The sequence below is a fragment of the Bordetella bronchiseptica genome, from assembly GCF_900636925.1.
Taxonomy (GTDB): Bacteria; Pseudomonadota; Gammaproteobacteria; order Burkholderiales; family Burkholderiaceae_B; genus Bordetella; species Bordetella pertussis.
Genome location: NZ_LR134326.1, coordinates 101,044 through 127,612, shown reverse-complemented (window position 1 = coordinate 127,612; position 26,569 = coordinate 101,044). Strand labels below are relative to the sequence as shown.

30 protein-coding genes and 1 tRNA gene are annotated in these 26,569 nt (G+C 67.6%); 22 read left to right on the top strand and 9 right to left on the bottom strand.

The window, feature by feature from the left end:
• Nucleotides 1–38: 38 nt before the first annotated feature.
• Nucleotides 39–114: transfer RNA gene (locus EL288_RS00590), tRNA-Thr, on the top strand.
• 51 nt (nucleotides 115–165) lie between these two features.
• On the opposite strand, the gene EL288_RS00585 is transcribed toward EL288_RS00590, so the two are convergent.
• From EL288_RS00585 to EL288_RS00570, 4 genes are read right to left on the bottom strand one after another with little or no spacing between them, the layout of a single operon-like run.
• Nucleotides 166–480 carry a putative signal transducing protein gene (locus EL288_RS00585; protein WP_080703576.1) on the bottom strand — a complete coding sequence of 105 codons (315 nt, stop codon included), beginning with the start codon at nucleotides 478–480 and terminating at the stop codon, nucleotides 166–168.
• 55 nt (nucleotides 481–535) lie between these two features.
• On the bottom strand, nucleotides 536–1,519 hold the full coding sequence (locus tag EL288_RS00580) for a tripartite tricarboxylate transporter substrate binding protein BugE (RefSeq protein ID WP_003818138.1): 984 nt from the start codon (nucleotides 1,517–1,519) through the stop codon (nucleotides 536–538).
• A 36-nt stretch (nucleotides 1,520–1,555) separates the two neighbouring features.
• Nucleotides 1,556–2,506 (bottom strand): alpha/beta hydrolase, encoded by a 951-nt coding sequence (locus EL288_RS00575; protein ID WP_003815825.1) that lies wholly within the window; start codon nucleotides 2,504–2,506, stop codon nucleotides 1,556–1,558.
• 18 nt (nucleotides 2,507–2,524) lie between these two features.
• Nucleotides 2,525–3,406 carry an amidohydrolase family protein gene (locus EL288_RS00570; RefSeq protein WP_033458638.1) on the bottom strand — a complete coding sequence of 294 codons (882 nt, stop codon included), beginning with the start codon at nucleotides 3,404–3,406 and terminating at the stop codon, nucleotides 2,525–2,527.
• Between the two features lie 88 nt (nucleotides 3,407–3,494).
• On the opposite strand from EL288_RS00570, the gene EL288_RS00565 reads away from it, so the two are divergent.
• Nucleotides 3,495–4,418: a LysR family transcriptional regulator gene (locus tag EL288_RS00565; protein WP_033458640.1), complete on the top strand. Its 924-nt coding sequence runs from the start codon at nucleotides 3,495–3,497 to the stop codon at nucleotides 4,416–4,418.
• 5 nt (nucleotides 4,419–4,423) lie between these two features.
• On the opposite strand, the gene trxB is transcribed toward EL288_RS00565, so the two are convergent.
• Nucleotides 4,424–5,464, bottom strand: coding sequence for a thioredoxin-disulfide reductase (trxB, locus tag EL288_RS00560; RefSeq protein ID WP_003815831.1), 1,041 nt, complete (start codon nucleotides 5,462–5,464; stop codon nucleotides 4,424–4,426).
• A 217-nt stretch (nucleotides 5,465–5,681) separates the two neighbouring features.
• Between trxB and EL288_RS00555 the strand changes: the two genes are divergently transcribed.
• From EL288_RS00555 to EL288_RS00535, 5 genes are all read left to right on the top strand, one after another.
• Entirely contained in the window at nucleotides 5,682–6,491 is an 810-nt protein-coding gene (locus tag EL288_RS00555) for an IclR family transcriptional regulator (RefSeq protein WP_003815832.1), read from the top strand.
• A gap of 100 nt (nucleotides 6,492–6,591) precedes the next feature.
• Nucleotides 6,592–8,241 carry a rhodanese-like domain-containing protein gene (locus tag EL288_RS00550; protein ID WP_225665480.1) on the top strand — a complete coding sequence of 550 codons (1,650 nt, stop codon included), beginning with the start codon at nucleotides 6,592–6,594 and terminating at the stop codon, nucleotides 8,239–8,241.
• Nucleotides 8,238–8,882: a cysteine dioxygenase family protein gene (locus tag EL288_RS00545; RefSeq protein WP_003815835.1), complete on the top strand. Its 645-nt coding sequence runs from the start codon at nucleotides 8,238–8,240 to the stop codon at nucleotides 8,880–8,882. Before EL288_RS00550 ends, EL288_RS00545 begins: the two co-directional genes overlap by 4 nt.
• Nucleotides 8,879–10,099 (top strand): CaiB/BaiF CoA transferase family protein, encoded by a 1,221-nt coding sequence (locus tag EL288_RS00540; protein ID WP_003815837.1) that lies wholly within the window; start codon nucleotides 8,879–8,881, stop codon nucleotides 10,097–10,099. Before EL288_RS00545 ends, EL288_RS00540 begins: the two co-directional genes overlap by 4 nt.
• Nucleotides 10,100–10,121: 22 nt before the next feature.
• Nucleotides 10,122–11,117, top strand: coding sequence for a tripartite tricarboxylate transporter substrate binding protein (locus EL288_RS00535; RefSeq protein ID WP_003815838.1), 996 nt, complete (start codon nucleotides 10,122–10,124; stop codon nucleotides 11,115–11,117).
• 72 nt (nucleotides 11,118–11,189) lie between these two features.
• Here EL288_RS00535 and EL288_RS00530 read toward each other — a convergent pair whose 3' ends face one another.
• The 4 genes from EL288_RS00530 to EL288_RS24325 all read right to left on the bottom strand — a co-directional run bounded on the left by EL288_RS00530 (nucleotide 11,190) and on the right by EL288_RS24325 (nucleotide 13,818).
• Nucleotides 11,190–12,395 (bottom strand): CaiB/BaiF CoA transferase family protein, encoded by a 1,206-nt coding sequence (locus EL288_RS00530; protein ID WP_003815840.1) that lies wholly within the window; start codon nucleotides 12,393–12,395, stop codon nucleotides 11,190–11,192.
• The gene (locus EL288_RS00525; RefSeq protein ID WP_003815842.1) at nucleotides 12,392–12,640 is read right to left on the bottom strand and encodes a glutaredoxin family protein; all 249 of its coding nucleotides are present in this window, start codon (nucleotides 12,638–12,640) and stop codon (nucleotides 12,392–12,394) included. Before EL288_RS00525 ends, EL288_RS00530 begins: the two co-directional genes overlap by 4 nt.
• A complete protein-coding gene (locus EL288_RS00520; RefSeq protein ID WP_010927231.1) occupies nucleotides 12,637–13,554 on the bottom strand; it encodes a reductase in 918 nt (305 codons plus the stop codon). The genes EL288_RS00525 and EL288_RS00520 overlap by 4 nt, the downstream gene beginning before the upstream one ends.
• 126 nt (nucleotides 13,555–13,680) lie before the next feature.
• Nucleotides 13,681–13,818 (bottom strand): hypothetical protein, encoded by a 138-nt coding sequence (locus EL288_RS24325; RefSeq protein WP_157965007.1) that lies wholly within the window; start codon nucleotides 13,816–13,818, stop codon nucleotides 13,681–13,683.
• Between EL288_RS24325 and EL288_RS00515 the strand changes: the two genes are divergently transcribed.
• The 15 genes from EL288_RS00515 (at nucleotide 13,811) to ptlH (ending at nucleotide 26,540) form a co-directional block, all read left to right on the top strand.
• A complete protein-coding gene (locus EL288_RS00515; RefSeq protein ID WP_003815845.1) occupies nucleotides 13,811–14,788 on the top strand; it encodes a Bug family tripartite tricarboxylate transporter substrate binding protein in 978 nt (325 codons plus the stop codon). The genes EL288_RS24325 and EL288_RS00515 overlap by 8 nt on opposite strands.
• Before the next feature lie 266 nt (nucleotides 14,789–15,054).
• Complete coding sequence (ptxA, locus tag EL288_RS00510) at nucleotides 15,055–15,864, top strand: pertussis toxin ADP-ribosyltransferase subunit S1 (RefSeq protein ID WP_003815848.1); 810 nt, start codon at nucleotides 15,055–15,057, stop codon at nucleotides 15,862–15,864.
• A gap of 39 nt (nucleotides 15,865–15,903) precedes the next feature.
• A complete protein-coding gene (gene ptxB, locus EL288_RS00505; RefSeq protein ID WP_010927233.1) occupies nucleotides 15,904–16,584 on the top strand; it encodes a pertussis toxin binding subunit S2 in 681 nt (226 codons plus the stop codon).
• The gene (gene ptxD / locus EL288_RS00500) at nucleotides 16,578–17,036 is read left to right on the top strand and encodes a pertussis toxin binding subunit S4 (RefSeq protein ID WP_010927234.1); all 459 of its coding nucleotides are present in this window, start codon (nucleotides 16,578–16,580) and stop codon (nucleotides 17,034–17,036) included. The genes ptxB and ptxD overlap by 7 nt, the downstream gene beginning before the upstream one ends.
• 11 nt (nucleotides 17,037–17,047) lie before the next feature.
• Entirely contained in the window at nucleotides 17,048–17,410 is a 363-nt protein-coding gene (gene ptxE / locus EL288_RS00495) for a pertussis toxin binding subunit S5 (protein ID WP_010927235.1), read from the top strand.
• An 82-nt stretch (nucleotides 17,411–17,492) separates the two neighbouring features.
• Nucleotides 17,493–18,176, top strand: coding sequence for a pertussis toxin binding subunit S3 (gene ptxC / locus EL288_RS00490; RefSeq protein ID WP_003815856.1), 684 nt, complete (start codon nucleotides 17,493–17,495; stop codon nucleotides 18,174–18,176).
• A gap of 55 nt (nucleotides 18,177–18,231) precedes the next feature.
• Entirely contained in the window at nucleotides 18,232–18,540 is a 309-nt protein-coding gene (gene ptlA, locus EL288_RS00485) for a type IV secretion system protein PtlA (RefSeq protein ID WP_003815857.1), read from the top strand.
• 18 nt (nucleotides 18,541–18,558) lie between these two features.
• Nucleotides 18,559–18,873, top strand: coding sequence for a type IV secretion system protein PtlB (gene ptlB / locus EL288_RS00480; RefSeq protein WP_003815858.1), 315 nt, complete (start codon nucleotides 18,559–18,561; stop codon nucleotides 18,871–18,873).
• A complete protein-coding gene (ptlC, locus tag EL288_RS00475; protein WP_003815859.1) occupies nucleotides 18,870–21,344 on the top strand; it encodes a type IV secretion system protein PtlC in 2,475 nt (824 codons plus the stop codon). Before ptlB ends, ptlC begins: the two co-directional genes overlap by 4 nt.
• Before the next feature lie 7 nt (nucleotides 21,345–21,351).
• A complete protein-coding gene (gene ptlD, locus EL288_RS00470) occupies nucleotides 21,352–22,743 on the top strand; it encodes a type IV secretion system protein PtlD (RefSeq protein WP_033473258.1) in 1,392 nt (463 codons plus the stop codon).
• Nucleotides 22,740–22,925, top strand: coding sequence for a type IV secretion system protein PtlI (ptlI, locus tag EL288_RS00465; protein ID WP_003815861.1), 186 nt, complete (start codon nucleotides 22,740–22,742; stop codon nucleotides 22,923–22,925). The genes ptlD and ptlI overlap by 4 nt, the downstream gene beginning before the upstream one ends.
• Nucleotides 22,904–23,605 (top strand): type IV secretion system peptidoglycanase PtlE, encoded by a 702-nt coding sequence (gene ptlE / locus EL288_RS00460; RefSeq protein ID WP_010927236.1) that lies wholly within the window; start codon nucleotides 22,904–22,906, stop codon nucleotides 23,603–23,605. The genes ptlI and ptlE overlap by 22 nt, the downstream gene beginning before the upstream one ends.
• A complete protein-coding gene (gene ptlF / locus EL288_RS00455; protein ID WP_003815863.1) occupies nucleotides 23,602–24,423 on the top strand; it encodes a type IV secretion system protein PtlF in 822 nt (273 codons plus the stop codon). Before ptlE ends, ptlF begins: the two co-directional genes overlap by 4 nt.
• Entirely contained in the window at nucleotides 24,404–25,528 is a 1,125-nt protein-coding gene (gene ptlG, locus EL288_RS00450) for a VirB10 family type IV secretion system protein PtlG (RefSeq protein WP_033461403.1), read from the top strand. The genes ptlF and ptlG overlap by 20 nt, the downstream gene beginning before the upstream one ends.
• A complete protein-coding gene (gene ptlH, locus EL288_RS00445; protein ID WP_033461401.1) occupies nucleotides 25,521–26,540 on the top strand; it encodes a type IV secretion system protein PtlH in 1,020 nt (339 codons plus the stop codon). Before ptlG ends, ptlH begins: the two co-directional genes overlap by 8 nt.
• The last annotated feature ends 29 nt before the right edge of the window (nucleotides 26,541–26,569 follow it).

The following is a 26,569-nucleotide window of genomic DNA, read 5'->3' as shown; positions in this document are numbered from 1 at the left end:
CAGTCCCTCGCAAGCGGCCATGCGCCGCTTGCGTCCATGCCGGTGTAGCTCAGTTGGTAGAGCAGCTCACTTGTAATGAGAAGGTCGAGGGTTCGATTCCTTTCACCGGCACCACCACCGGCCATCCGGCCAGCATCCCTGCGGAAACGCCCAGAATCGCGGGCTTTACGCCTGCGCCGGACGCATCGCGCCGCACTGCCAGCAAGTCGTGAATTGCGGCTCCAGCCATTCGCCGCAGCCGTCGCAATGCCAGGACGCGCGCATGCCCGCCTCGGCCGGCCCCTCGATGAGGCGCATCGCGACTTCCCTGTCGCGCTCGTCTTCCAGCCACAGGTCCGGGCCGCACTGGTCCACCGGGATCTCTCCCGCCCCCCCTTGCAGGTACAGGCCGGTCAGGCGGCAGGCAATGCCCGCCTGCCGCAACAGGTTGACCCAATGCTGCCCCAGCATGAGGTCGGGCGCGCGCATCAATCGCATCATGGGTGCCACCTCTACGAAAGCGAAGACGGCACCATCATATCGCCTTGCGCCGCTGTCAGTTCGCGCCCATGTTGCGCGACTGGATGAAGGCGGATTCCTTGCTGAACTGCGCGGCGAGAAAATCCTTGAATGCCTGCGGCGATTCCTGCGGCGCCGCGTGGATGTACGCTTCCTCGAAACGGCGCCGCAGCCCCGGATCCTGCAGGCTTTCGCCGATTTTCCGCGACAGCACCGCCAGGCGGTCGGCGGGCAGTCCGGCCGGGGCCACCAGGCCATACCAGGATGTCGTGCTCAGGTCGGGCAGGCCCAGCTCGTCGAACGTCGGCGTGTCGGGCAGCCGCGACAGCCGGCTCGGCCACGCCACCGCCAGCGCCGTCAGCTTGCCGGCGGCGATATGCGGGCCCAGCAGGGGATAGATGTCCATCATCATGTCCAGCGAACCGCCCAGCAGGTCGGAGGCGGCCGGCCCCGAGCCGCGGTACGGCACGTGCGCGATCCGGCTGCCCAGTTCCTGGTTGAGGTGTTCGAGCATGACGTGGCCGAACGAGCAGGGCCCGGCGGTGCCCAGGTTGTACTGCTCGGAATCTTTCTTGAGCCGTTCGCGGAATGCGGCGAAGTCGGGGGTGCCGAAGCCTTGCCGCACCACCAGGATGTTCGGCATGCTGCCCAGCAACGCAACCGGCGTGAAGCTGCGCAGCGGATCGTACCGGAGATGCTTGTTGCACGACGGATTGACCACGTGGGTCGAGATGGTCGCCAACCCGATGGTGTAGCCGTCGGGCGCGGCCTTGGCGATCGCTTCGGAGCCGATCGCGCCGCCGGCCCCGCCCTTGTTCTCCACGATGACGGTCTGGCCGATCTTCGCGCTCAGCGTCTCGGCGACGATGCGCCCGAGGATGTCGGTCGGTCCGCCCACTTCGAAGGGCACGATCAGCGTGATCGGCCGTTGCGGATAGTCGACGGCCTGGCCCCGCGCGGCTGGCGCGGCCAGCAGCGCGGCCGTGGCCGAAAGCAATAACAGCCTGCCCAGTTTTTTCATGTGTTTCCCCTTGCCTGGTTTGATCGGAATGGCGGCTCAGGCGTCGATCGGCAATTGCGCCTGCATCCAGGCGACGACTTGCGGCACGTACACCTGCTGGCTCGGATGAGCCGGGTCGATCCAGTCGAGATGGCCGGCATCCTCGACGGCGATGAGCTGCTTCGGTTGCGCGGCGCGCTCGTACATGTCGGCCGCATGCTCGAACGGAAATTCATGGTCGTCGCGGGCGTGCACGATAAGCAGCGGGCGTGGCGCGATGCGGTCCACGACGGCGTCGGGCGCGAAATCGTACAGCGCTTCCATGGACTCCAGCGTGATCTCGTCCGGGATGCCCAGCTTGGCCGGGTCGGCGGCGCGCTCGGGGCCGACCGCCGCAACCAGGCTGTCTATCCAGTTCTGGCGCTCGTGCCGCTCGGCGCGCTGCGCATCGGGGCGGCCGAGGATCTCGGTGCGCGGCAGCCGCGCGGACCGGCCCGTCAACACGCGCTCGCGCCGGTCGGCGGCGATCTGCTCCTGGCGCGCGGCCCAGGCTGCGTCGCTCATGCCGACCCGGCCGTAGCGCCCTCCATTGGCCACGCCGCTGGCGCAGACCACCGCCTTGATGCGGGCGTCGTGCGCCGCCGCGCTGACGGCCACGCCGCCGCCCAGCCCCCAGCCCAGCGCGCCGATACGCGCGGGATCGACCTCGGGCTGGCACTGCAGATAGGTCAAGGCGTGCCGCGCGTCGCGCACCTCCTCATCGGGAATGATGCGCCCCGGCGTGCCTTCGCTCTCGCCCAGGTTGCGATAGTCGAACACCATGCAGACGTAGCCCGCGGCGAGGAAATGGGGCGTCCAGCGCGACGGCACCCATTCCTTGATCGCGAAGCGGCCGTGGCAGATCAGCACGGCTGGCCGCTTCTGCCCGGGTTCGTAGTCATCGGGCACGAACAGGGTGCCCGCGAGTTTCAGGCCGTCGCTGTAGAAGCGTGCGGATCGACTGCGCATTGACGGATCTCCGTAGGTTCAGGAATAGAGTTGGGTAGGGGTATCGACCAGGATCGCGCGCCGGGCGGCCGGGTCCGGGCACCACAGCGCCAGGGCGTCGAGCAGCGCGTGGGTGGCCGGCATGTCCTGGAATCGGCCGACATGCGGCCAGTCGCTGCCCCACACCAGGCGCTGCGGCGCCTCGCGCACCAGCGCCTGGGCGATGGGCGCGACGTCGGCGATGTGCGACGCCCGCGCCGACAGCCGGTACGAACCCGACAGCTTGACGTACGTCCTGCCCGCGGCCACGCGCCGCAACAGCGCGTGAAACCCGGGCCAGTCTGTGCCCAGCTCGTACGGGAAATGTCCCAGGTGGTCGAACACCACCGGCACGGGCAGGCGGGCGAGCCGATGCTCGATCCCGGGCAGGATGCGCACGTCGACCAGCAACTGTGCGTGCCAGCCGAAAGGCGCGACCAAGGCGGCGCTGCGCTCCAGCGCATCCAGCCCGGGGCCGCCAGGAAACAGCAGGTTGAGGCGAAAGCCGCGCACGCCGGCGGCATGCAGCGCGGCCACCTGGCGCGTATCCGCCGCCGGATCCAGGACCGCGATGCCGCGCCACTCGGGCCGGGCCACGGCCTGCGCCAGGAGGCGGTTATCGGTGCCGTAGACGCTGGGCTGCACCAGGACGCCGCGGCGCAGCCCCAGCGTATCCAGAAGCGCCGCGTACTGCGCGGCCGAGCTGTCCGGCGGTGTGTAACTGCGCTCGGCCTGCATGGGATACAGGTCGGCCGGCCCCAGCACGTGCGCGTGGCAATCCCAGGCGCCCGGCAGAACCGTTACCGCCGTCGGCGGGACGGCGGGCCGCGGCGCCAGGCAAACAGGCGCGGCGGGTGCATGCGGGACGGGATGGGCGCTCATGGCTGGGTGGCAAATCGTGCTGTGATGGACGTATTCTGCCCAGCCCGACGCTAAACGATAAGAGCATGAAGCTCTATATCAGCTATGCTTGTTTCGTATATTTCTCCCCCAGCGCGCCATGGATCTCCAGCAACTGAACTATTTCGTGCACGTCTGCGAAGCCGGCAGTTTCAGCCGCGCGGCGGCCAAGCTGGGCCTGACCCAGCCGACCCTGAGCCGGCAGGTCGGCCTGCTGGAAGAGGACCTGGCGCAACGCCTGCTGGAGCGGACCGGGCGCGGGGTCATACCCACCGCGGCCGGGCTGGCGCTCATGCCCAACGCGCGTGCGCTGCTCGACCTGGCGCGGCGCACGCGCGATGAACTGCGCGACCTGCAGGCCAGCCCGACCGGGCGGGTGACCCTGGGCCTGCCGCCGCGCATCGCGCGTTGGCTGACCGTGCCGCTGGTGCGAGCCTTTCGCGAGCAGTTCCCGCGCGCGTCGCTCTCGATCCAGGAAGGCCTGAGCATCCACCTGCGCGAGTGGCTGCTCGACGGGCGGCTCGACGCCGCCCTGCTGTTCGATCCACAGGCGTCGCCGCAGCTGGCCTGCGAAACGCTGCGCCAGGAAACCCTGTTGCTGGTCGGGCCGGTCGACGCGCCGCCGCTGCCCGCCTACGTGGACCTGAGCACGCTGGCCGAGCTGCCGTTGATCATGCCCGCCGAACCCAATGCCCTGCGGGTGCTGCTGGACGCGGTGCTGCGCCCGCACGGCCTGGCGCTGCACCCCGTCGTCGAGGTCGGCGCCGCGCAGACCCTGATCCCGCTGGTCGTGCAAGGCATGGGCTACACCGTGCTGCCGGAAGGCGCCGTGGCGGCCTATGCCTGCCGCAGCGACATCCAGATCGCGCCGATCGGCCCGCAGCCCATCCGCAACTCGCTGGTGCTCGCCACGCCGCTGGCGCGTCCGGCCGACCGCCTGGCCACGGCCGCGCTGGGCCTGCTCAGGACGCTGGCCGCTGGTCCGGCGCGCTGACGCAGCTAGGCGGCCCCTTCCAGCCAGCGCTGCGCATCCAGCGCCGCCATGCAGCCCGTGCCGGCGCTGGTGACAGCCTGGCGATAGATCTGGTCCTGGACATCGCCCGCCGCGAACACGCCCGGTATCGAGGTCATCGTCGCCAGGCCGGACAAGCCGCCGCGCGTGACGATATAGCCGTTGCGCAGCGCCAGCTGGCCCTCGAACAGGCCGGTGTCGGGCGCGTGGCCGATGGCGATGAAAACGCCCTTGGCCGCGACGTCCCTGGCGGTCCCGTCGCGGTTGTCGCGCAGGCGCGCGCCCGTCACGCCGGACGCATCGCCCAGCACCTCGTCGAGTTCGTGAAAGTACTCGAACTTCACCTTGCCCAGCGCCGCCCTGGCCTGGAGGCGATCGACGAGGATGGGCTCTGCCCGGAACCGGTCGCGGCGGTGCACCACGGTCACGGTGCGGCAGATGTTCGAGAGATACAGCGCTTCCTCGACGGCGGTATTGCCGCCGCCGACGACCAATACATCCCGATTGCGATAGAAAAAGCCGTCGCAGGTGGCGCAGCCCGACACGCCCTTGCCCATGAACGCGCGCTCGGAAGGCAGGCCCAGATACTTCGCAGAGGCGCCGGTGGCAATGACCAGGGCGTCGCAGGTATAGGCGCCCTGGTCGCCCGTCAGCGCGAACGGGCGCCGGTCCAGCCTGACCGTATGTATGGCATCCGACACGACGCCGGCATCGAAGCGCTGCGCGTGCCGCAGGAAGCGCTGCATCAAGTCCGGGCCCTGGACGCCGTCGGGATCGGCCGGCCAGTTGTCGACGTCGGTGGTGGTCATCAACTGTCCGCCTTGCGCCAGGCCGGTGACCACGAGCGGCGCGAGATTGGCGCGGGCGGCATAGATGGCGGCGGTATATCCCGCCGGGCCGGAACCCAGGATCAGGACTTTGGCATGCTTGGGTGGATTCACGAACCAGCCTCCGGCGGTGTGTTCAACGCCGGCGATTATAGGTACGCGAAACGGCCGCGCAGGCCGGCGCGCGCCTAGCGCTTGCATGGCGAAATGCACGCCGGCCGCGAGGCGGGAAAACCCGGGCCGAGCGCCCGCGCAGGCGCGGCTCAAGTACACTCGGAGCGCCCTGCGCAACGGCGCCGCCGGGGCGAAGATTTCGCATAGCGAACGATCGCAGCGCAACAAGCGCCGGCCGGATGAGGGGACGGCTATGCTTGGCCCAGGGCCGACAGGTCGTCGGTAGCGAAGGAGGCCGGATGACATGGACCAGCTCATCGACGCAATGGAAACCACGGACCGGCAGTTCGCGACGACGCTGCAACGAGGCTTGCTGGTGCTGGCCTGTTTCGACGTCCGGCAACCGTTTCTGACCAACAAGGAAATCTCCGCCCGGACAGGGATTCCCAGCCCGACCGTATCGCGCCTGACCTATACCCTGACGCTCATGGGGTACCTCAAGCATCACCGCCATCTGGGCAAGTACGGCAAGTACGAATTGGGCAATGCCGTGCTTTCGCTAGCCCACCCCTTGCTGGCCAACGTCAATGTGCGCCAGGTTGCGCGGGTACCGATGCGCGAGCTGGCCGAGTACGCCCACGGCTGGGTGTCGCTGGGCGCGCGCGAGCGGTTGAGCATGGTGTACCTGGAGACGGCCAGGGCCCGCAATGCCTTGGACGTCAAACCGGATATCGGACAAACTTTCCCGATGCTCGTATCCGCCATGGGCCGCGCCTATCTGGCCGCCTCGCAGCCCTCCGAGCGCGAACGGCTGATGAACCAATTGCGCATCTACCATCCCGAGCTGATGGCAGAACAGGCCGAAGAACTCGAACACAGCCGCGCCGATTACGCCGCATACGGCTTCTGCCTGTCACGCGGCGACTACGACCGCGGCACCTGGGCGGTCGCGGCGCCCATGCGTGTGCCGGAAAGCCAGGAGCTGCTGGTGTTCAACTGCGCCGTGCGCGTGAAGAACAGGCAGGCCGAGGAGCTGAGCCTGCATCTCATCGACGTGGTGGGACCGCGCCTGCTCGACATGGTCGACGCCATCCGGCGCGCGCTGGAAGATTGAGTCCGCGCCACACGCGCCACTAGCTTTCAGTATGTGAACCTTAGGCGCGCGGCATGGCAATCGCGTTGTGATCGCCGGTTCGATCACAGATACTGCCTGCATGGAACTGTCCACTGTTTCCGAGCTGCGGGACTTGCGCGCAACCTCCGACGAATACGCCTTGTTCGATGTGCGCGAAAGCGCGCAGGCGCACCAAGGCCACATCTTCGGCGCAACCTTCCTGCCGCGCCGCATGCTGGCGGCGCGCATCGCCAGCCTGGTGCCGCGCAGGTCCACGCCCATCGTGCTGTACGACGAGGGCGGGCCCGACCCGCGCGCGCGGCTGGCCGCGCAGACGCTGGCCCGCTTTGGCTACACCGGCGTGCGCGTGCTCGATGGCGGCCTGCGGACATGGTTGGCCCAAGGCGAAGCGCCATGCCGCGGCAGCAATGTGCCAAGCAAATGGTTCGGCGAAACGGTCCATGCGCATGCGGCCACGCCGGCCCTGCCGATCGCGGCCCTGCAGGCCTGGCGCGAAACCGGCAGCGCGCATCGGATCTGCGATATCCGCTCTCCCGAGGAATACGGCCGCGCACGCATTCCGGGCGCGGCCGGCGCATTCGGCAGCGACCTGGCCTGGCACGCCGACGACCTGCGCCGCGCGGGCCAGCCGGTAGTGGTGCACTGCTCGGGACGCACCCGCAGCATCATCGCCTGCGAGAGCCTGCGCCTGCTGGGCGTGCAGGACGCCTATGCGCTGGAGAATGGCACCATGGGCTGGCGCCTGGCCGGCCTGGCCCTGGAGCGCGGTCCGGGTTCCGGCAGCCTGGCGGCAAGCGCCGCAAGCCGGCGCGACGGCGCTCGCCGCACGCAGGCCCTGGCGCGCGCGGCCGGGGTCGCCAGCGTCGAGGCCGCGATGCTGGCGCGCTGGCTCGACGAGCGCGACGCGGGGCGCACCAATCTCTACGTGCTGGACATACGCCAGGTCGCCGAATACCGGGCCGGGCACCTGCCCGGCGCGATCGCGCTGCCCGGAGGCCTGGCCGTGCAACGCACCGATGAATTCCTGCCGGTACGGGCAGCCCAGGTCGTGCTGGTCGATGACGACGAAGCGCGCGCCGCGCTGGCCGGATACTGGCTGCGCGCCATGGGCCTGCCCCGCGTGGCCGTCCTGGCGGGCGGGCTGCCGGCCTGGAACGCCGCCGGATACGCCCTGGGCCACGGGCGCGGCCGGCCACGGCCTGCCGACCATGCCGACGCGATGGCGGCACGGCCGTGCCCGGCGCACGACGTGCACGAAGCGGGCGCGCGCATGCAGCGCGTCTACGTCGATACGCAGGCCCGCTTTCTCGCCGGCCGCCCCGACGCGGCCGAATGGGTGCCGTTCGGCGGCCTGGAAGCGTGGCTCGCCGCCCGCGCCAAACGGCAGGACGAGCGCGCCGTCGTGCTCATGGCGCACGACGAGTCGCTGGCCAGGTCCGCCGCGCTGAATGCCCGGCTGGCCGGCTTCGACGCGGCCGTGCTGGCCGGTGGCGTAACAGCCTGGCAGGCGCAAGGCTTGCCGCTGGCGAGCGGGCCTGGCGGCGGCGTCGCGCAAGCCGCCGACGTCGTCGTGCAACCGTATGACGCCGGCCTGCAGGCCATGCGCGATTACCTCGAGTGGGAACAGGCCCTGACGCGGCAAGCGATTCCCACGCTCCCGCTGTACACGGCGTACCGGGTGCCCCGGCCGCCGGCAGCCGACATGGAACAAGACCAGGAGGCCCCATGACCACGCAACCCGGCACCCGCACCGCGCGCGACGCCTTGCTGGCGGCGCGCAACGGCAGGATCCGCGCCATGCTGGCGCGCGTGCGCAAGATCGCCGAACCGGCAATCACGCGCGCGGGCCTGGCGCGCATCCGCGACGAACTGCTGGCCCTGGCGGCCGAGCGCGACCTGTTTCCCATCGAGGAGTTTCCGCCGATCGAAGGCGGCAACTCCAGCATGTATTGCCTGGCCGAGGATCCGGACCATCGCTATGCCCTTTATGTCGTCGCCCCGGCCGCGGGCGGTTTCGCGCCGCCGCACGATCATCGCACCTGGGCGGTCATAGCGGGCATGTATGGCCGCGAACACAACAAGCTGTACCGGCGCCTCGACGACGGCTCGGATCCGGACCAGGCGCGCCTCGAAGTCAGCGGCGAGCTCGACATCGTCGCAGGCACGGCCGTGGCCCTGATGCCGGAAGACATCCATTCGATCGCGCTCGGCGAAGACGGCCCGCACGGCAGCCTGCACCTGTATGGCATGAGCGTGGAGCATTGCCACGATCGCCGCATGTACAGCCTGTCCAAGGGCACCTCCAGGACGTTTCCCGCGGCCACGGGCGTCGTGTCCGCGCATGGCGCCCTGCGCGGCGGCCTGGCATGAACGGCGCCAGGCTGCCGCTGGCGGGAATCCGCGTCATCGACCTGTCCCGGGTGCTGGCCGGCCCCGTGTGCGGCGCGCTGCTGGGCGACATGGGCGCCGACGTGATCAAGGTCGAGGACGTCGAGGGCGGCGACGAATCGCGGCACTGGGCGCCCCAGCGCGAAGGGCATTCTCCGGTATACGTGGCCAACAACCGCAACAAGCGCTCGATCGCGGTCGACCTGAAGGCGCCGGAAGGCCGCGACATCGTCGCCGCCCTCATCGACACGGCGGACGTGCTGATCGAGAACTTCGGCACCGGCGCCATGGAGCGGCTGGGCCTGGGCTACGACACCCTGGCGGCGCGCAACCCGCGCCTCGTCTATTGCTCGATCGCGGCCTTCGGCCGGCAAGGTCCGCGCGCCGACGAGGCGGGCTACGAGGCGTTGATGCAGGCGTTCAGCGGCGTCATGTCGATCACCGGCGAACCCGGCCGCCCGCCGGTCAGGTGCGGCGTCTCCGCCCTGGACATCTTCACCGGCACCCTGGCCGGCTTCGCGGTGAGCAATGCCATCCTGATGCGGCAGACCAGCGGCGTCGGCCAGCGGCTGGACGCCTCGCTGTTCGACTCCGCCGTGGGCTTGCTCAACTTCCAGGCGCAGAACTACCTGCTGTGCGGCCAGAAGCCCGCCCCCATGGGCTCGGCCCATCCTTCGCTGGTCCCTTACCAGTGCTTTCTGTGCCACGACCATCGCTGGATTTTCGTGGCCGCCGGCAACGACCGCCTGTGGCGTCGGCTGGCCACCGCCATCGGACAGCCGGACCTGGCCGACGATCCGCGCTTCCTGCGCAACATCGATCGCGTCGCGCACCGGCGCGAGCTGTTGAAACTGCTCGACGGTTGCTTCGCCTCGTTGCCGCTGGAAGACGCCCTGGAGCGCTGTCGGCAGGCCGGCGTGCCGGCGGCCCCCGTCAACTCGGTCGCCCAGGCGCTGGCCGATCCGCAGGCGGCGCAGCTGGCCGCGCTGCGACCCATGGCGCATCCCGACCTTGGCGAGATCGAGGTCGTCGGCCTGCCCGTGGCGTTTTCCGCGATTCCGGCCATGCCGTGCGCGCCTGCGCCCGCGCACGGCGCCGACACCCAGGCAATCCTGCGGGACCTGGGCATGGACGGCGACACCTACGAAGCACTGCGCCTGCGGCGCGTCCTCAAGGGATCGCCGCGCGACGGAACCTGATTCCAACACAAGGGAGAAAAGCATGTCCAGGATCCTCCAGAAGATCTATGCAACGACCGCGCACCTGGGGCTGGCCGCCGCGCTGGGCCTGTCGTGCACCGCCTCCACGGCCGCGCCCGCGAATCCCCAGGGCCGCGCCGTCCAGCTTGTGATCCCGTTCGCCCCGGGCGGCGTCACCGACCTCATCGCGCGCCTGATCCAGCCGCGCCTGTCGGAGGCGCTGGGCCAGACCGTGGTCATCAGCAATCGCCCCGGCGCCGGCGGTGTCGTGGCAACCAGCTACGTGGCCAAGTCCGAGCCGGATGGCCATACGCTGTTCCTGTCGTGGGACTCGCACACGATCAATTCGATCGCGATGAAGGACCTGCCATACGACATCTTCCGCGACTTTGCCCCGGTGACCCTGATGGTGCGCATGCCGCTCATCATGGGCGCGTGGGGCGGCCTGCCGGTCGACAACCTGCAAGGCCTGCTGGAACTGGCCAGGCGCAACCCCGGCAAGTACAACTTCGCCTCGATCGGCGTGGGCAGCTCGAACCGCCTGCACGCCGAGTTGCTGAACGCCACCGCAGGGGTCGATATCGTCCACGTCCCGTACGCCGGCGGCGGCCCGGCCACCACCGCGATCCGCAGCGGAGAGGTGGCCTACGGCTTCTTTTCCTATGGCGCCCTGCGCAACTTCATCCAGGAAGGGCGTATCAAGCCGCTGGCCGTGACAGGCGCCAAGCGCCTGCCCGAATTGCCGGACGTACCCACGCTGCAGGAATCGGGGTTCCCGGGCTTCGAGGCCTATTCCTGGGTCGGCATCTACGTGCCGGCGGCAACGCCGGCCGCCGAGATCAAGCGGCTGAACCAGGCCTTCGTGGCCGTGCTGCGGGATCCGGAGGTCGAGCAGAAACTGCGCAAGCTCAGTGTCGAAGTGGTGGCAAGCAGCCCGCAGGCGCTACGCGATTTCGAGCGCGGCGACTACGAGAAATGGCTGGCGTTCACGCGCCAGCGCAACATGAGTTTCGACTGAAGTCCGGACGGCGCCTGTCCCCGCAGGAAAACCGGTGCCTGTCCGTGCGGGGACAGGCACCCGGGCCGGCGCTCAGCCGGACACGGCGCACCGCGCGGCGCCACTGGCAAGCAGCGCATCGATATCGCCCTGGCCGATGCCGGCTTCGCGCAATACCTCGAGCGTGTGCTCGCCCAGCCGCGGCGCGTGGCGGCGATACCCGCCGGGCGTGCCCGACCATTCGACCGGCGGCGCGGTCGTGCGTATCGTGCCTTCGGTGGGATGCGGGTGTTCCTGGAAATAATCAATGGCGTTCAGATGCGGATCGTCCAGGATGTCCTGCAGATCGTTCATCTTCTGCACCGGAATATCGGCCGCCTCGAACGCCGCTATCCAATCCTGCGTATCGCGCTGCGCGAACTCCGACGCGAGCAGGCCGTTGATCTCGGAATATTGCTGGCTGCGGCTCGCGGCGGTCGCGTAGCGCGGATCGGCGGCCAGTTCCGGCCGTCCGATCAGCCGGCAGAACCCCTGCCATTGCTTGTCGTTGTAGATGAGCACGCAGATGTGGCCGTCTCGGGTCGCGAACGGCCGGCGATCCGCCGTGAGGATGCGGTTGTACCCCAGCCCGTCGACCGGCGGCTCGAAACCGGCGCCGCCCAGGTGCTCGCCCATGACCAGCGCGAGCATGGCCTCGAACATCGGCACATCGATGCGCTGCCCCTGGCCGGTGCGCTCGCGGCAGAACAGGCCCGCGCACACGGCATTGACGATCTGCAGGCCCACGGTGCGGTCGGCCAGATTGATCGGCGCGTAGTGGGGCCACTGCGAGCCCTGGCGCTGGAACAGATGCGGCAGGCCCACCGCGCCCTGGATCAAGTCTTCGTAGGCGGGCTTGGCGGCATAGGGCCCGCGCTGGCTGTAGCCGAACGCGCCCACGTAAAGCAGGCGGGGGTTGTGCCGCGCCACCTCGTCGTACGACAGCCCGATGCGCGCCATGGCGCGCGGCCGGATGTTGTAGATCAGCGCGTCGGCCCCGGCCAGCAGCGCGAACAGGGCCTTGCGCGCCTCGGCGTGCTTGAGGTCGAGCACCACCGAGCGCTTGTTGCGGTTGACGTTCATGAACATATGGCCCATGCCGGGATGGCGATAGGGCCATATCTGGCGCGACACGTCGCCGTGCGGCGCCTCGATCTTGATGACGTCGGCGCCCATGTCGCCGAGCATCTGGGTCGCGAACGGCCCCATCAGCACCGTCGTCAGGTCGACGATTCTCACGCCATCGAGCGGCCCTTTCATGGCAGGCCCAGCAGCGCGGCCAAGGTGTCGGGCTGCAACTGGCCGCCGTGATAATAGCGGCCGTCCACCTCCAGCACCGGCGAGGACCGGATGCCAAGGTCCTCCAGCTTCTCGGCGGCCTCTTCATCCATCATCAGGTCGACCGACCTGAACGGCACCTGCTTTTCCTGCAGAAATTTCTTGAGCCGTTCGCATGGCGCGCAAAACGGCGTGGCGTAGACAACGATGTCGTGGGCCATGTTCATACCTTGCCTTCCTGTTTGAGTTTCTTGTAGAGCTCTTTCTTGCGCAGCCAGTCCTGTTCCGTTTCACCGCTCTTCCACGGCTGCTCGGGCGTGAAGACCAGGTCCTTCCAGGCCTCGCCGGCCGACCAGCGCATGGGCGATTGCACGGTGGTACGCGGCAGGAAAGCGCGTTCGAGCAGCTGGAAGCCGTATTCGAGGATCTCGCGCTGCTGCGCGGCGTTGCCGGGCTCGCCGCACGGATTGCCCAGCGGGAAATCGGTATGCACGACACGCGCGACGCCGACATGCTCGACGATATCGCGCGCCGCGGCCAGGATGACGGTCGGAATGCCGTTGGCCTCGAGATGGCGACTGACCAGGCTGATGGTCTGGTGGCAGACCGGGCAGACCGGCACCAGGATGGCCACGTCCGCGCCATCCTCCTTGCAGCGCTCCAGCACGAGCGGCGCGTCGCGCTCGCGCGTGCGGCGCTGGCTGTAGGCGTTGAACACGCCATGGAACCGTTGCGTCACCCCGCCGATGCGCCCGGCCTGCGCGGCCGCATGCAGGTGCGTGGTGGGGAAGAAGGCGTCCACGTCCTCCAGGGTGGTGGCGGCCTGGTCGAAACTGCGCGACGGGCTGTAGAGCTGGCTGGCCGGCAGGCTGGACGGGATGGTGTACGTGCCCCCGACGATGCCCATGCGGGTTTCGTCCTCGGGGTGCGTGTCTCCGACGATGGAGATCTCGCTGGTCGAAATCAGCGTGACACGGCATTCGGACAGCGGCTTGCCCAGCGGGGTGAACGGCACGTCGTCGTACTGCGCCCACTGATATGGTTTTTCGTATCCCTGGGACAGGTAGTAATCGCGGGTCTTGTCGATATAGCGAACGGGCGTTCCCATGCATGGCTCCTGGCAGTGAGCAGCCATGTTCACGATTGCCGCCGGACGGTGTCAAGACAGCGCCCGGCTAGCGTTCGCATACCAAATCCTTGCCGGCGCCAAGATTTCAGTATGAGAAAGATAGACGCCTATCCGCTGCCCGCCGTTGCGGACGCACGGTCAATGCCAGATACTGATTTCGACCGGATGCAGGCGGTCGACGGCGCACAATGCGGCGCGGACCGGCACCGGACCACAAGGCTCATGGCCATATAAAAGTTCGCGCAGGCGACGACCCGAGGAGACTTCCATGAACATGACCAGGCTGCTCGCCGTGATCGGCATTTTCATCGCCACGGCGGGCATCGCGGCGCCTGTCTCGGCCGACACCTATCCCGCCCGGCCAATCCAGATGATCGTGCCGTTCCCGCCCGGCGGCAGCACCGACGTGATGGCGCGCGTGCTGGCCCGCACGCTGCAGGATTCGCTGGGCCAACCCGTCGTGGTGCAGAACCGTGCCGGCGCCGGCGGCGTGATCGGCACCGACGCCACGGCGAAGTCGGCCGCCGACGGGTACACCCTGTTGCTGTCGTCGTCGGCGCCGCTGGCGGTGGGCCTGAGCCTGATGCCCAGCATCCCGTACAAGGTGCTCGAGGACCTCGTGCCGGTGTCGATGGTGGGCGACGTGCCCCTGGTGCTGGTCACCAACCCCAAGCTCAAGCTGGACAGCCTGGACGCGCTCATCGCCCAATGCAAGGCCAGGCCGGGCGAGGTCGCGTTCGCGCTCAACGCGCTGGGATCGCAGGCGCACCTGCTGACCGAACTGTTCCAATTGCGTACCGGCGCCGCCATCAACATGATTCCCTACAAGGGATCGGGCCCCGCGGTGGTGGACCTGCTGGGAGGCGTCGTGGCGGCCGACATCGAGAACATGCCCGCGGTGCTGGAACATATCCGCTCCGGCAGCCTGCGCGCGCTGGCCATCCTGTCGTCGGATCGCTCGACGCATTTCCCGGCCGTACCCACCATGGCGGAGCTGGGATATCCCGAATTCGTCGCCTCGCCCTGGTTCGCCGTCATGGCCCCCAAGGGAACCGACCCCAAGATAATCGTCCTGCTCAACCGCCACATCAACGAGGCGCTGCAGTCCAAGGCGGTCGTCGAGGCCTTTGCCGCCCAAGGCGCCACGCCGGTCATCGCCACGCCGGATCAGACCCGCGGCTTCATCGCAGACGAGATCCAGCGCTGGGCCGGCGTCGTGCGCGAAACCGGCGCCAAGCTGAAGTAGCAGCGCAGCCCTCCAACGCGCCATCCCTGTCCGGCCGGCACCATCCCGCATACGTGTTGGCAACCGCCAACGCGTATGCGCGCGGATGCGTCGCACAAAGCCCTCGATTCTTCCGCACATCCCGCTACTGCAATCCAACACGGCGCGAACGCTCCTTCGGCGCAAAGTCGCACGATGGTACCGGTCACCGTCCAGACTGTGCCGACCCCCCTGCCATGGTGTGATCCGCAAAATAGGCGCCACCGAAACGCAGAGGGGAAGACGGGATGCGTTGCACTCGGGCAATTCGCCAAACCGCAAGAACAGGCTGGCTGACGTGGCTGGCGATTCTTGCCGTCACGGCGCCCGTGACTTCGCCGGCATGGGCCGACGATCCTCCCGCCACCGTATACCGCTATGACTCCCGCCCGCCGGAGGACGTTTTCCAGAACGGATTCACGGCGTGGGGAAACAACGACAATGTGCTCGAACATCTGACCGGACGTTCCTGCCAGGTCGGCAGCAGCAACAGCGCTTTCGTCTCCACCAGCAGCAGCCGGCGCTATACCGAGGTCTATCTCGAACATCGCATGCAGGAAGCGGTCGAGGCCGAACGCGCCGGCAGGGGCACCGGCCACTTCATCGGCTACATCTACGAAGTCCGCGCCGACAACAATTTCTACGGCGCCGCCAGCTCGTACTTCGAATACGTCGACACTTATGGCGACAATGCCGGCCGTATCCTCGCCGGCGCGCTGGCCACCTACCAGAGCGAATATCTGGCACACCGGCGCATTCCGCCCGAAAACATCCGCCGGGTAACGCGGGTCTATCACAACGGCATCACCGGCGAGACCACGACCACGGAGTATCCCAACGCTCGCTACGTCAGCCAGCAGACTCGCGCCAATCCCAACCCCTACACATCGCGAAGGTCCGTAGCGTCGATCGTCGGCACATTGGTGCGCATGGCGCCGGTGACGGGCGCTTGCATGGCGCGGCAGGCCGAAAGCCCCGAGGCCATGGCAGCCTGGTCCGAGCGCGCCGGCGAGGCGATGGTTCTCGTGTACTACGAAAGCATCGCGTATTCGTTCTAGACCTGGCCCAGCCCCGCCCAACTCCGGTAATTGAACAGCATGCCGATCGACCGCAAGACGCTCTGCCATCTCCTGTCCGTTCTGCCGTTGGCCCTCCTCGGATCTCACGTGGCGCGGGCCTCCACGCCAGGCATCGTCATTCCGCCGCAGGAACAGATTACCCAGCACGGCGGCCCCTATGGACGCTGCGCGAACAAGACCCGTGCCCTGACCGTGGCGGAATTGCGCGGCAGCGGCGATCTGCAGGAGTACCTGCGTCATGTGACGCGCGGCTGGTCAATATTTGCGCTCTACGATGGCACCTATCTCGGCGGCGAATATGGCGGCGTGATCAAGGACGGAACACCCGGCGGCGCATTCGACCTGAAAACGACGTTCTGCATCATGACCACGCGCAATACGGGTCAACCCGCAACGGATCACTTCTACAGCAACGTCACCGCCACTCGCCTGCTCTCCAGCACCAACAGCAGGCTATGCGCGGTCTTCGTCAGAAGCGGGCAACCGGTCATTGGCGCCTGCACCAGCCCGTATGACGGCAAGTACTGGAGCATGTACAGCCGGCTGCGGAAAATGCTTTACCTGATCTACGTGGCCGGCATCTCCGTACGCGTCCATGTCAGCAAGGAAGAACAGTATTACGACTACGAAGACGCAACGTTCGAGACTTACGCCCTTACCGGCATCTCCATCTGCAATCCGGGATCATCCTTATGCTGAGACGCTTCCTCACTCGAACCACCGCCCCGGGACAGGGCGGCGCCCGCCGGCCGCGCGTGCGCGCCCTGGCGTGGTTGCTGGCATCCGGCACGATGATGCATCTTCACCCCGCCCAGGCCGACGTGCCTTATGTGCTGGTGAAGACCAATATGGTGGTCACCAGCGTGGCCATGAAGCCGTATGAAGTCAACCCGACGCGCATGCTGGTCTGCGGCATCGCCGCCAAGCTGGGCGCCGCGGCCAGCAGCCCGGACGCGCACGTGCCTTTCTGCTTCGGCAAGGATCTCAAGCGCTCCGGCAGCAGTCCCATGGAAGTCATGTTGCGCGCCGTCTTCATGCAACAACGGCCGCTGCGCATGTTCCTGGGTCCCAAGCAACTCACTTTCGAAGGCAAGCCCGCGCTCGAACTGATCCGGATGGTCGAGTGCAGCGGCAAGCAGGATTGCCCCTGAAGGCGAACCCCATGCATACCATCGCATCCATCCTGTTGTCCGTGCTCGGCATATACAGCCCGGCCGACGTCGCCGGCCCGCCGACCCATCTGTACAAGAACTTCACGGTCCAGGAGCTAACCTTGAAACTGAAGGACAAGAATCAGGAGCTCTGCCTGACCGCCTTCATGCCAGGCAGAAGCCTGGTCCGGGCGTGCCTGTCCGACGCGGAACGCACGCGCGGCACGTGGTTCGACACCATGCTTGGCTTTGCCATATCCGCGTATGCGCTCAAGAGCCGGATCGCGCTGACGGTGGAAGACTCACCGTATCCGGGCACTCCCGGCGATCTGCTCGAACTGCAGATCTGCCCGCTCAACGGATATTGCGAATGAACCCCTCCCGACGTCTCGACATTTCCGTGCGATCCGCCTGAGATGATCTCCCGCCCTGGTTCCACTTCGGGAACACCGCAACATGCTGATCAACAACAAGAAGCTGCTCCATCACATTCTGCCCATCCTGCTGCTCGCCCTGCTGGGCATGCGCACGGCCCGGGCCGTTGCGCCAAGCATCGTCATCCCGCCGAAGGCCCTGCTCACCAAACAGGGCGGCGCCTATGGGCGCTGCCCGAACGGAACCCGCGCCTTGACCGCGGCGGAACTGCGCGGCAGCGCCGAATTGCAGACGTATTTGCGACAGATAACGCCCGGCTGGTCCATATACGGTCTGTATGACGGTACGTACCTGGGCCAGTCGTACGGCGGCATCATCAAGGACGCGCCGCCCGGCGGCGGGTTCATTTATCACGAAACTTTCTGCATCACGACCATCTACTACACCGGACAGCCGGATACAGATCACTACTACAGCAAGGTCACGGCCACGCGCCTGCTGGCCAGCACCAACAGCGGGCTGTGCGCGGTCTTCGCCAGGGATGGAAAACCGCTCATCGGCGCCTGCACCCGCCCGTATCAAAGCTCGTACGGAGACATGTACGACGTGCTGCGGCGCTTGCTGTACATGGTCTATATGTCCGGTCTTGCCGTACGCGTCCACGTCAGCAAGGAAGAACAGTATTACGACTATGAAGACGCCACGTTCGAGACCTATGCCCTCACCGGTATCTCCATCTGCAACCCGGCGGCATCCATATGCTGAGTCGCGTCCTCCGCTCTGTTCGCCCACCGACATTTCCACTTCACGAATACTCCAAATGAACCGCTTGAAAGACTTGGGAACGCCACGGCCGCGCCTGGCCTTCATGGCAGCCTGCATCCTGTTGCTGGCCACGCTGCCCGACTTCGCCCAGGCGAGCGGCGGCCTGCAACGCGTCAACAGCTTCATGGCGGGGATCGTCACCGTGCTGCGCGGCGCATCGGTGGCCACGGTCACCATCGCCATCATATGGGCCGGCTACAAGCTGCTGTTCCGGCACGCCGATGTGCTGGACGTGGTGCGAGTGGTGCTGGCGGGACTGCTGATCGGCGCATCGGCCGAAATCGCCCGTTATCTGCTGACCTGAATCCTGGACGTATCGAACATGCGTGATCCGCTTTTCAAGGGCTGCACCCGTCCCGCGATGCTGATGGGCGTACCCGCCACGCCGCTGGCCGTGTGCAGCGGCACCATTGCCCTGCTGGGCATCTGGTTCAGCATCGCCTTTCTGGCCTTGTTTCCCGTGGCATTGCTGGCGATGCGGATCATGATCCGGCGCGATGACCAGCAGTTCCGCCTGATCTGGCTTTACCTGCGCATGCGTTGGCTGAGCCGGGACCGCACGCATGCGTTCTGGCAAAGTACCGTCTATGCGCCGCTGCGTTACGCCGAGCGCCGCCAGCGCCTGCGCAAGCCATGAACCGGCGCGGCGGCCAGACCGCATTTGCGGCCATTGCGCGCAACGAGCGCGCCATCGCTGCGTTCATCCCCTACAGCAGCCACCTGACGGACACGACGCTGATCACCCATGGCGCGGACCTGGTCCGCACCTGGCGCGTACAGGGGATCGCCTTCGAAAGCGCCGAGCCAGAGCTGGTTTCGCAGCGCCATGAACAGCTCAACGGCCTGTGGCGCGCCATCTCGTGCGAGCAGGTCGCGCTTTGGATCCATTGCATCCGGCGCAAGACGCAGGCCGGGTTGGATGCGCGGTACGAAAATCCGTTCTGCCGCGCGCTCGACGCCTCGTACAACGCCCGGCTGAACGCGCGGCAGGCAATGACGAACGAGTTCTACCTCACCCTGGTATATCGGCCTGGCCACGCCGCGCTCGGCAAGCGTGCGCATCACGGCCAGGCCGAGGTCCGCCGGCAACTGCTGGCCCATGTACGACGCATGGACGAAATCGGATCCCTGATCGAAACGACGCTGCGCAGCCATGGCGAGGACCACGAGCAGGCCATCACCGTGCTGGGCTGCGAGACGGACAGCGCCGGCCGGCGATACTCCCGGACGCTGACCCTGCTCGAATTCCTGCTCACCGGCCACTGGCAGCCGGTACGTGTGCCGGCCGGGCCGCTGGACGCGTATCTCGGTTCGAGCCGGATCCTTGCCGGCGCCGAAATGATGGAGTTGCGTTCTCCGACCTGCCGCCGCTACGCGCAGTTCATCGATTTCAAGGAATACGGCACGCACACCGAACCAGGGATGCTGAATGCCTTGCTGTACGAGGATTACGAATATGTGATCACGCATTCGTTCAGCGCGGTCGGCAAGCGACAGGCGCTGGCCTACCTGCAGCGGCAGCGCGCCCAGCTGGCCAACGTGCAGGACGCCGCGTACTCGCAGATCGACGACCTCGCGCATGCCGAAGACGCCCTGGTCAATGGCGATTTCGTGATCGGCGAGTATCACTTCTCGATGATGATCCTCGGCGCCGACCCCCGGCAACTGCGGCGCGATGTCAGTTCGGCCATGACGCGCATCCAGGAGCGCGGCTTTCTCGCCACGCCGGTGACGTTGGCCCTGGATGCCGCCTTCTATGCGCAATTGCCTGCCAACTGGGCATACCGGCCGCGCAAGGCCATGTTGACCAGCAGAAACTTCGCCGGACTGTGCAGCTTTCATAATTTCTACGGCGGCAAGCGCGATGGCAACCCCTGGGGCCCGGCCCTGAGCCTGCTGTCCACGCCTTCCGGCCAACCGTTCTACTTCAATTTCCATCACTCCGGGCTCGACGAGGATTGCCGCGGCCAGATGATGCTGGGCAACACGCGCATCATCGGCCAGTCCGGCAGCGGCAAGACCGTGCTGCTCAATTTCCTGCTTTGCCAGCTGCAGAAATTCCGATCCGCGGATGCCGATGGCCTGACGACGATTTTCTTCGACAAGGACCGGGGCGCGGAAATCTGCATCCGCGCCCTCGATGGCCAGTACTTGCGGATACGCGACGGCGAACCGACCGGCTTCAACCCCTTGCAGCTGCCATGCACCGACCGCAATGTCATGTTCCTGGACTCGCTTCTGGCGATGCTCGCGCGCGCTCATGACTCGCCGCTGACGTCGGCGCAGCACGCGACGCTGGCCACCGCTGTGCGCACGGTGCTGCGCATGCCGGCGTCGCTGCGGCGAATGTCCACGCTGCTGCAAAACATCACCCAGGCCACGTCCGAGCAGCGGGAACTGGTCAGACGCCTGGGGCGCTGGTGCCGCGACGACGGCGCCGGTGGCACGGGAATGCTGTGGTGGGTCTTCGACAATCCGAATGATTGCCTCGATTTTTCGCGGCCGGGCAACTACGGCATCGACGGCACCGCGTTCCTGGACAATGCCGAGACGCGCACGCCGATCTCGATGTACCTGTTGCATCGGATGAACGAGGCCATGGATGGACGGCGCTTCGTCTATCTCATGGACGAAGCCTGGAAGTGGATCGACGACCCGGCCTTCGCCGAGTTCGCAGGCGACCAGCAGCTGACCATACGCAAGAAGAACGGGCTGGGCGTCTTCTCCACGCAAATGCCAAGCAGCCTGCTCGGCGCGAGGGTCGCCGCATCGCTGGTACAGCAATGCGCAACCGAGATCTATCTGCCCAACCCCAGGGCCGATCGCGCCGAATACCTGGATGGTTTCAAATGCACCGAAACCGAGTACCAGTTGATCCGCTCCATGGCGGAGGACAGCCATCTTTTTCTCGTCAAACAGGGCAGGCAGGCAGTCGTCGCACAACTCGACCTCTCCGGCATGGATGACGAATTGGCCATCCTGTCCGGCAACGCCAGGAACCTGCGCTGTTTCGAGCAAGCGCTGGCACTGACGCGGGAGCGCGACCCAAACGACTGGATCGCGGTATTCCATCGGCTTCGACGCGAAGCCAGCGCCGGCCTCAGGTGAAACCAGCATGGCCGGCCTGTCACGAATCCTGCTGTCCTGCACGCTTGCATGCCTGCTCGCCGGGCAGGCCGCCCAGGCCTCCGTGGACGACCCCACCCGGGCTGGCGGCGACAATCGGGTACGGGCGCTGCGCGCCGACCAGGCGCGACGAGACGTCCTGCTCACCGCCTGCCGCGACGACCCCGGCCACCGGCGCGGTGAGCCGGATTGCGTCAACGCCGAGCGCGCCCAGGCGCTGCAGCAGTGGCAGGCCGCCGCCATGACCAGCGTGGATGCCGCCTTCTCCGATTTGGCTGGTACGCTGCGCAATGCGGCGCCGCGGCGGATGGAGGCCGCGATCGTACGGCTGACGCGCCAGCTCCAGCCGCTGGTCTATTCCATGATGACGCTGCTGGTACTGTTGACTGGCTATGCACTGCTGGCGCGACGCGACCGCCCGTTCGAATGGCATATCCGGCACGCCCTGCTGGTTGCGGTCGTGACCTCGCTGGCACTGTCTCCCGACCGCTACCTGTCCACCGTGGTGGCAGGCGTCCAGGACGTCGCGGGCTGGCTGAGCGGGCCCTGGACAGCGCCGGACGGCGCGGCGGGGCGCGGCGGACTCGCGCAACTGGACCAGTTCGCCGCCCAGGCCCAGGCCTGGGTCGCGCAACTGGCCGGCCAGGCCGCCAACGACGCCAACCCGGGCAGCGCCGTCAACTGGCTGCTCTGCGCCATGATCGTGGCCGCCAGCGCGGGAGGCTGGCTTTGCCTGGCGGCGTCCCTGCTGATCGTGCCGGGCCTGATAGTCACGCTGCTGCTGTCGTTGGGGCCGCTCTTTCTCGTGCTGCTGCTGTTTCCCGCGCTGCAGCGCTGGACCAACGCCTGGCTCGGCGCGCTGGTCCGCGCGCTCGTCTTCATGGCGCTGGGCACGCCGGCCGTCGGCCTGCTGTCCGATGTACTGGCTGGCGCCTTGCCGGCCGGCCTGCCGCAGCGGTTTGCCACCGACCCGCTGCGCTCGACCATGCTGGCGGCAACGCTATGCGCCACGGCGACACTCATGCTGCTGACCCTGGTCCCGCTGGCCAGCAGCGTCAACGCGGGCCTGCGGCGCCGCCTGTGGCCTAACGCGGCCCATCCCGGGCTCGCGCAGGCTCATCGGCAAGCCGCCGCGCGCCAGTACGCCCCCCGTCCGGCCGCGGCGGCCGCCGCCGCGGGACCGCACCAGGCCGGTACGTACGCAGCCTCGGCCACGCCGGCGCCGGCGCCGGCCCGCCCGGCCCCATCCTTCCCGGCGCACGCCTATAGGCAGTACGCCCTGGGCGGCGCGAGAAGGCCGCCGCCCAGGGTGCGACGCGACGACCGGCCCGCGCCGGCGCCGGACCGACGGGTTCTTCCCCGCAAACCCAACCTGCCATGATCCACGCACATTCCAACGCCAGATTATTGCGATGGGCCATCCTGGCCATCGCCCCCGCCACGCTCGGCGCCTGCGCCCCGAACGGGCCGCCCGGCTTGCCGTATCCCGATGGCAAGCCCCTGATTCCCATCAACACCGCCGCCCCGGAGCAAGGATCGTCATGCCAGACCCGCGCCCCTTGACGCCTGACCAGACGCATGGCCGCGGGCATGCCGAGGCCGCGGTGGACTGGGAAGCGTCCCGCCTGTACCGGCTGGCGCAGTCGGAACGCCGTGCATGGACGGTGGCGTGGGCGGCGCTCGCCGTGACCGCGCTGTCATTGATCGCCATCGCGACGATGCTTCCGCTCAAGACCACCATTCCTTACCTGATCGAGGTCGAAAAGAGCAGCGGCGCGGCCTCGGTCGTCACGCAATTCGAGCCCCGAGATTTCACCCCGGACACCTTGATGAACCAGTACTGGCTGACGCGCTATGTCGCGGCGCGCGAGCGCTACGATTGGCACACGATCCAGCACGATTACGACTACGTGCGCCTGCTGTCCGCGCCCGCCGTCAGGCACGATTACGAAACCAGCTACGAGGCGCCCGATGCGCCGGACCGCAAGTACGGCGCTGGCACGACCCTGGCCGTGAAAATTCTCAGCGCCATCGACCATGGCAAGGGCGTCGGCACGGTGCGCTTTGTCCGGACACGGCGCGACGCGGACGGGCAGGGCGCCGCCGAATCCTCGATATGGGTAGCGACCGTGGCATTCGCCTACGATCGGCCGCGCGCGCTGACCCAGGCCCAGCGCTGGCTCAATCCGCTGGGCTTTGCCGTCACCAGCTATCGCGTCGACGCGGAGGCTGGACAGCCATGATGGCGGCACGGATGATGGCGGCCGGCCTGGCGGCCACGGCGCTTTCGGCGCATGCGTTCCGGATACCCACGCCAGGGGAACAGGACGCCCGCATACAGACCGTGCCGTACCACCCGGAGGAGGTGGTGCTGGTGCGCGCCTGGAACGGCTACGTCACCCGGATCGTATTCGACGAGCAGGAGAAGATCATCGACGTCGCCGCGGGGTTCGCCGACGGCTGGCAATTCAGCCCGGAAGGCAATGTGCTGTATATCAAGGCCAAATCCTTCCCCGCGCAGGGCTCGCCCGCGCAGGCGCCGGAGCCGGGATTGTGGAACACCAATCTGCTCGTCAAAACCGACCGCCGGCTCTACGACTTCGACCTGGTGCTGGCCAGCGCGGACGCGGCGACACCGCAGGCGTTGCAGCGTTCGCGCATGGCCTATCGCCTGCAATTCCGCTACCCGGCCGCGCCGCAGGCGGCATCCCGCGCCAGCCCCGTCGGCCCGGCTGTTCCCGCCGGCGCATTGAACCGGCGCTACGCCATGCAGGTGGGCAACGGGTCGGACGGCATCGCACCCATCGCTGCGTACGACGACGGCCGGCATACCTGGCTCACGTTCAGACCGGGCCAGCCGTTTCCGGCCGTATTCGCGGTAGCGCCGGACGGAACGGAAACCCTGGTCAATCTGCATATCGACAACCAATCACTGGTCATACACCGGGTAGCGCCGGTCCTGATGCTGCGGTCCGGCGCCAGCGTCATCCGGATCGTCAACCAGAACGGCGATGCGTCCGCGTCCCCAGCCTTCGAATGCCATGCTGAACCGGCCCTCTAGTCCCGATGGCGGCGAAGCGCACGCTTGGCCGCCGGACCCCGAAATCCCTGTTTTCGCCAATGCCGAGCATGCGCATCGGCGTCCGCTGCGCTGGATGTTCGCCCTTGTCGCCGTGGCCCTGTCATGCCTGCTGGCAACGGGAATATGGCGCAGCCGCGCCGCGCCGCCGCACGCCGCGACGCAGACCGTCGCGCCGGCGGGGCAAGCCCTGCCGCCGGGGCGCATATTCACGGTCCACCCACGCGAACCCGAACCGGCGCCGCTTCCGGACATGCCGGCGGCTCCCGACCCGATCCTGCCGCAGCCGCGGCCGGCGCCACCCGTCCCGCCCCCGCCAATCCGCGCGCCGTACGACTACGATGAACCGGCGCCCCGGCGCGACAGCGCGGCGCTCAAGTCCGGCCCGGCCATGATGGTCGCCACGGCCGCGCGCCTTGGACAAACCGAGCGGGCGGGCATGGCGGACGACGGCGTGTCCGCGGATGCGGCCACCCTCATCGGCAGGAACGTCAGCCACGCAACCCGCTCCGGGGACCGCGATTACCGGCTGCTGCCCGGCACGTTTATCGATTGCATCCTGCAGACCCGGATCGTCACCAACGTCCCGGGGCTGACGACCTGCATCGTATCGCGGGATGTCTACAGCGCCAGCGGCAAGCGCGTCCTGGTGCCGCGTGGCACGACAGTGGTGGGCGAATACCGCGCCGACCTGGCGCAGGGCTCGCAACGCATCTACGTCGCATGGAGCCGGCTTTTCATGCCGTCCGGGCTCACGATAGAGCTGGCATCGCCGGCCGTGGACGGAACCGGCGCCGCGGGGCTGCCCGGCGTGGTGGACGACAAATTCGCGCAGCGTTTCGGCGGCGCCCTGCTGCTGAGCGTATTGGGCGATGCCACCTCGTACATGCTGGCGCGCGCCACCGATGCGCGCCACGGCGTGAACGTGAACCTTACCGCCGCGGGAACGATGAATTCGCTGGCCGCCAGCGCCCTGAACAACACGATCAACATCCCGCCCACGCTCTACAAGAACCACGGCGACCAGATCGGCATCCTGGTCGCCCGTCCATTGGACTTCTCCATACTCAGGGGGACGAATGAATGATGCCGCGCCGGATCGACAGGCATCGGTCGACTTCCACCTCCAAGCGCTGCATCCGTGGCTGAGCCGGCAGGATATAGCGGAAATCTGCGTGAACCGTCCGGGGCAGCTCTGGTATGAAGACCGCAACGGCTGGAACCGCCAGGAGTCGGGCGCGCTCACGCTTGATCATCTGCACGCCCTGGCTACCGCGACGGCCCGGTTCTGCGACCGCGACATTTGCCCGGAGCGTCCCTTGCTGGCGGCGTCCCTGCCTGGCGGCGAACGGGTGCAGATCGTCGTCCCTCCAGCCTGCGAACCGGGCACGCTGTCGCTGACCATCCGCAAGCCCGCCCGGCGCATCTGGCCACTATCGGAACTGTTGCGCGATGCGCTCGACCTGCCAGGCGTCCCGGGCGCCAGCCAAGCGCGGCCAGACCCCTTGCTCGACCCGTGGAGGCGCGGCGCATGGGACGACTTCCTGCGGCTGGCCGTGCAGGCGGGCAAGGCCATACTCGTCGCCGGCCAGACCGGTTCGGGCAAGACCACGTTGATGAACGCGTTGAGCGGGGAGATTCCGCCCCGCGAACGCATCGTCACGATCGAGGACGTGCGCGAGTTGCGGCTGGATCCGGCAACCAATCACGTACACCTGTTGTACGGCACTCCGACGGAAGGCAGGACGGCCGCCGTATCGGCCACCGAGCTGTTGCGCGCGGCGCTGCGCATGGCGCCCACGCGCATCCTGCTGGCGGAGCTGCGCGGGGGAGAAGCCTTCGACTTCCTCCAGGCATGCGCGTCCGGACACAGCGGCGGCATCAGCACCTGCCATGCCGCCAGCGCCGATATGGCGCTGCAGCGGCTGACGCTGATGTGCATGCAACACCCGAATTGCCAGATGCTTCCCTATGCGACGCTACGCGCGCTGGTCGAATCCGTGATCGATATCGTCGTGGTGGTGGAGCGCCGAGCCGGGCAGGGGGCCCGGCGGCGGGTCGTCGACATCTGGTACCGGGATGGCCTCCCGGCGCCATGACGCCTGCCGCCTGCACGCATTGCGATTTT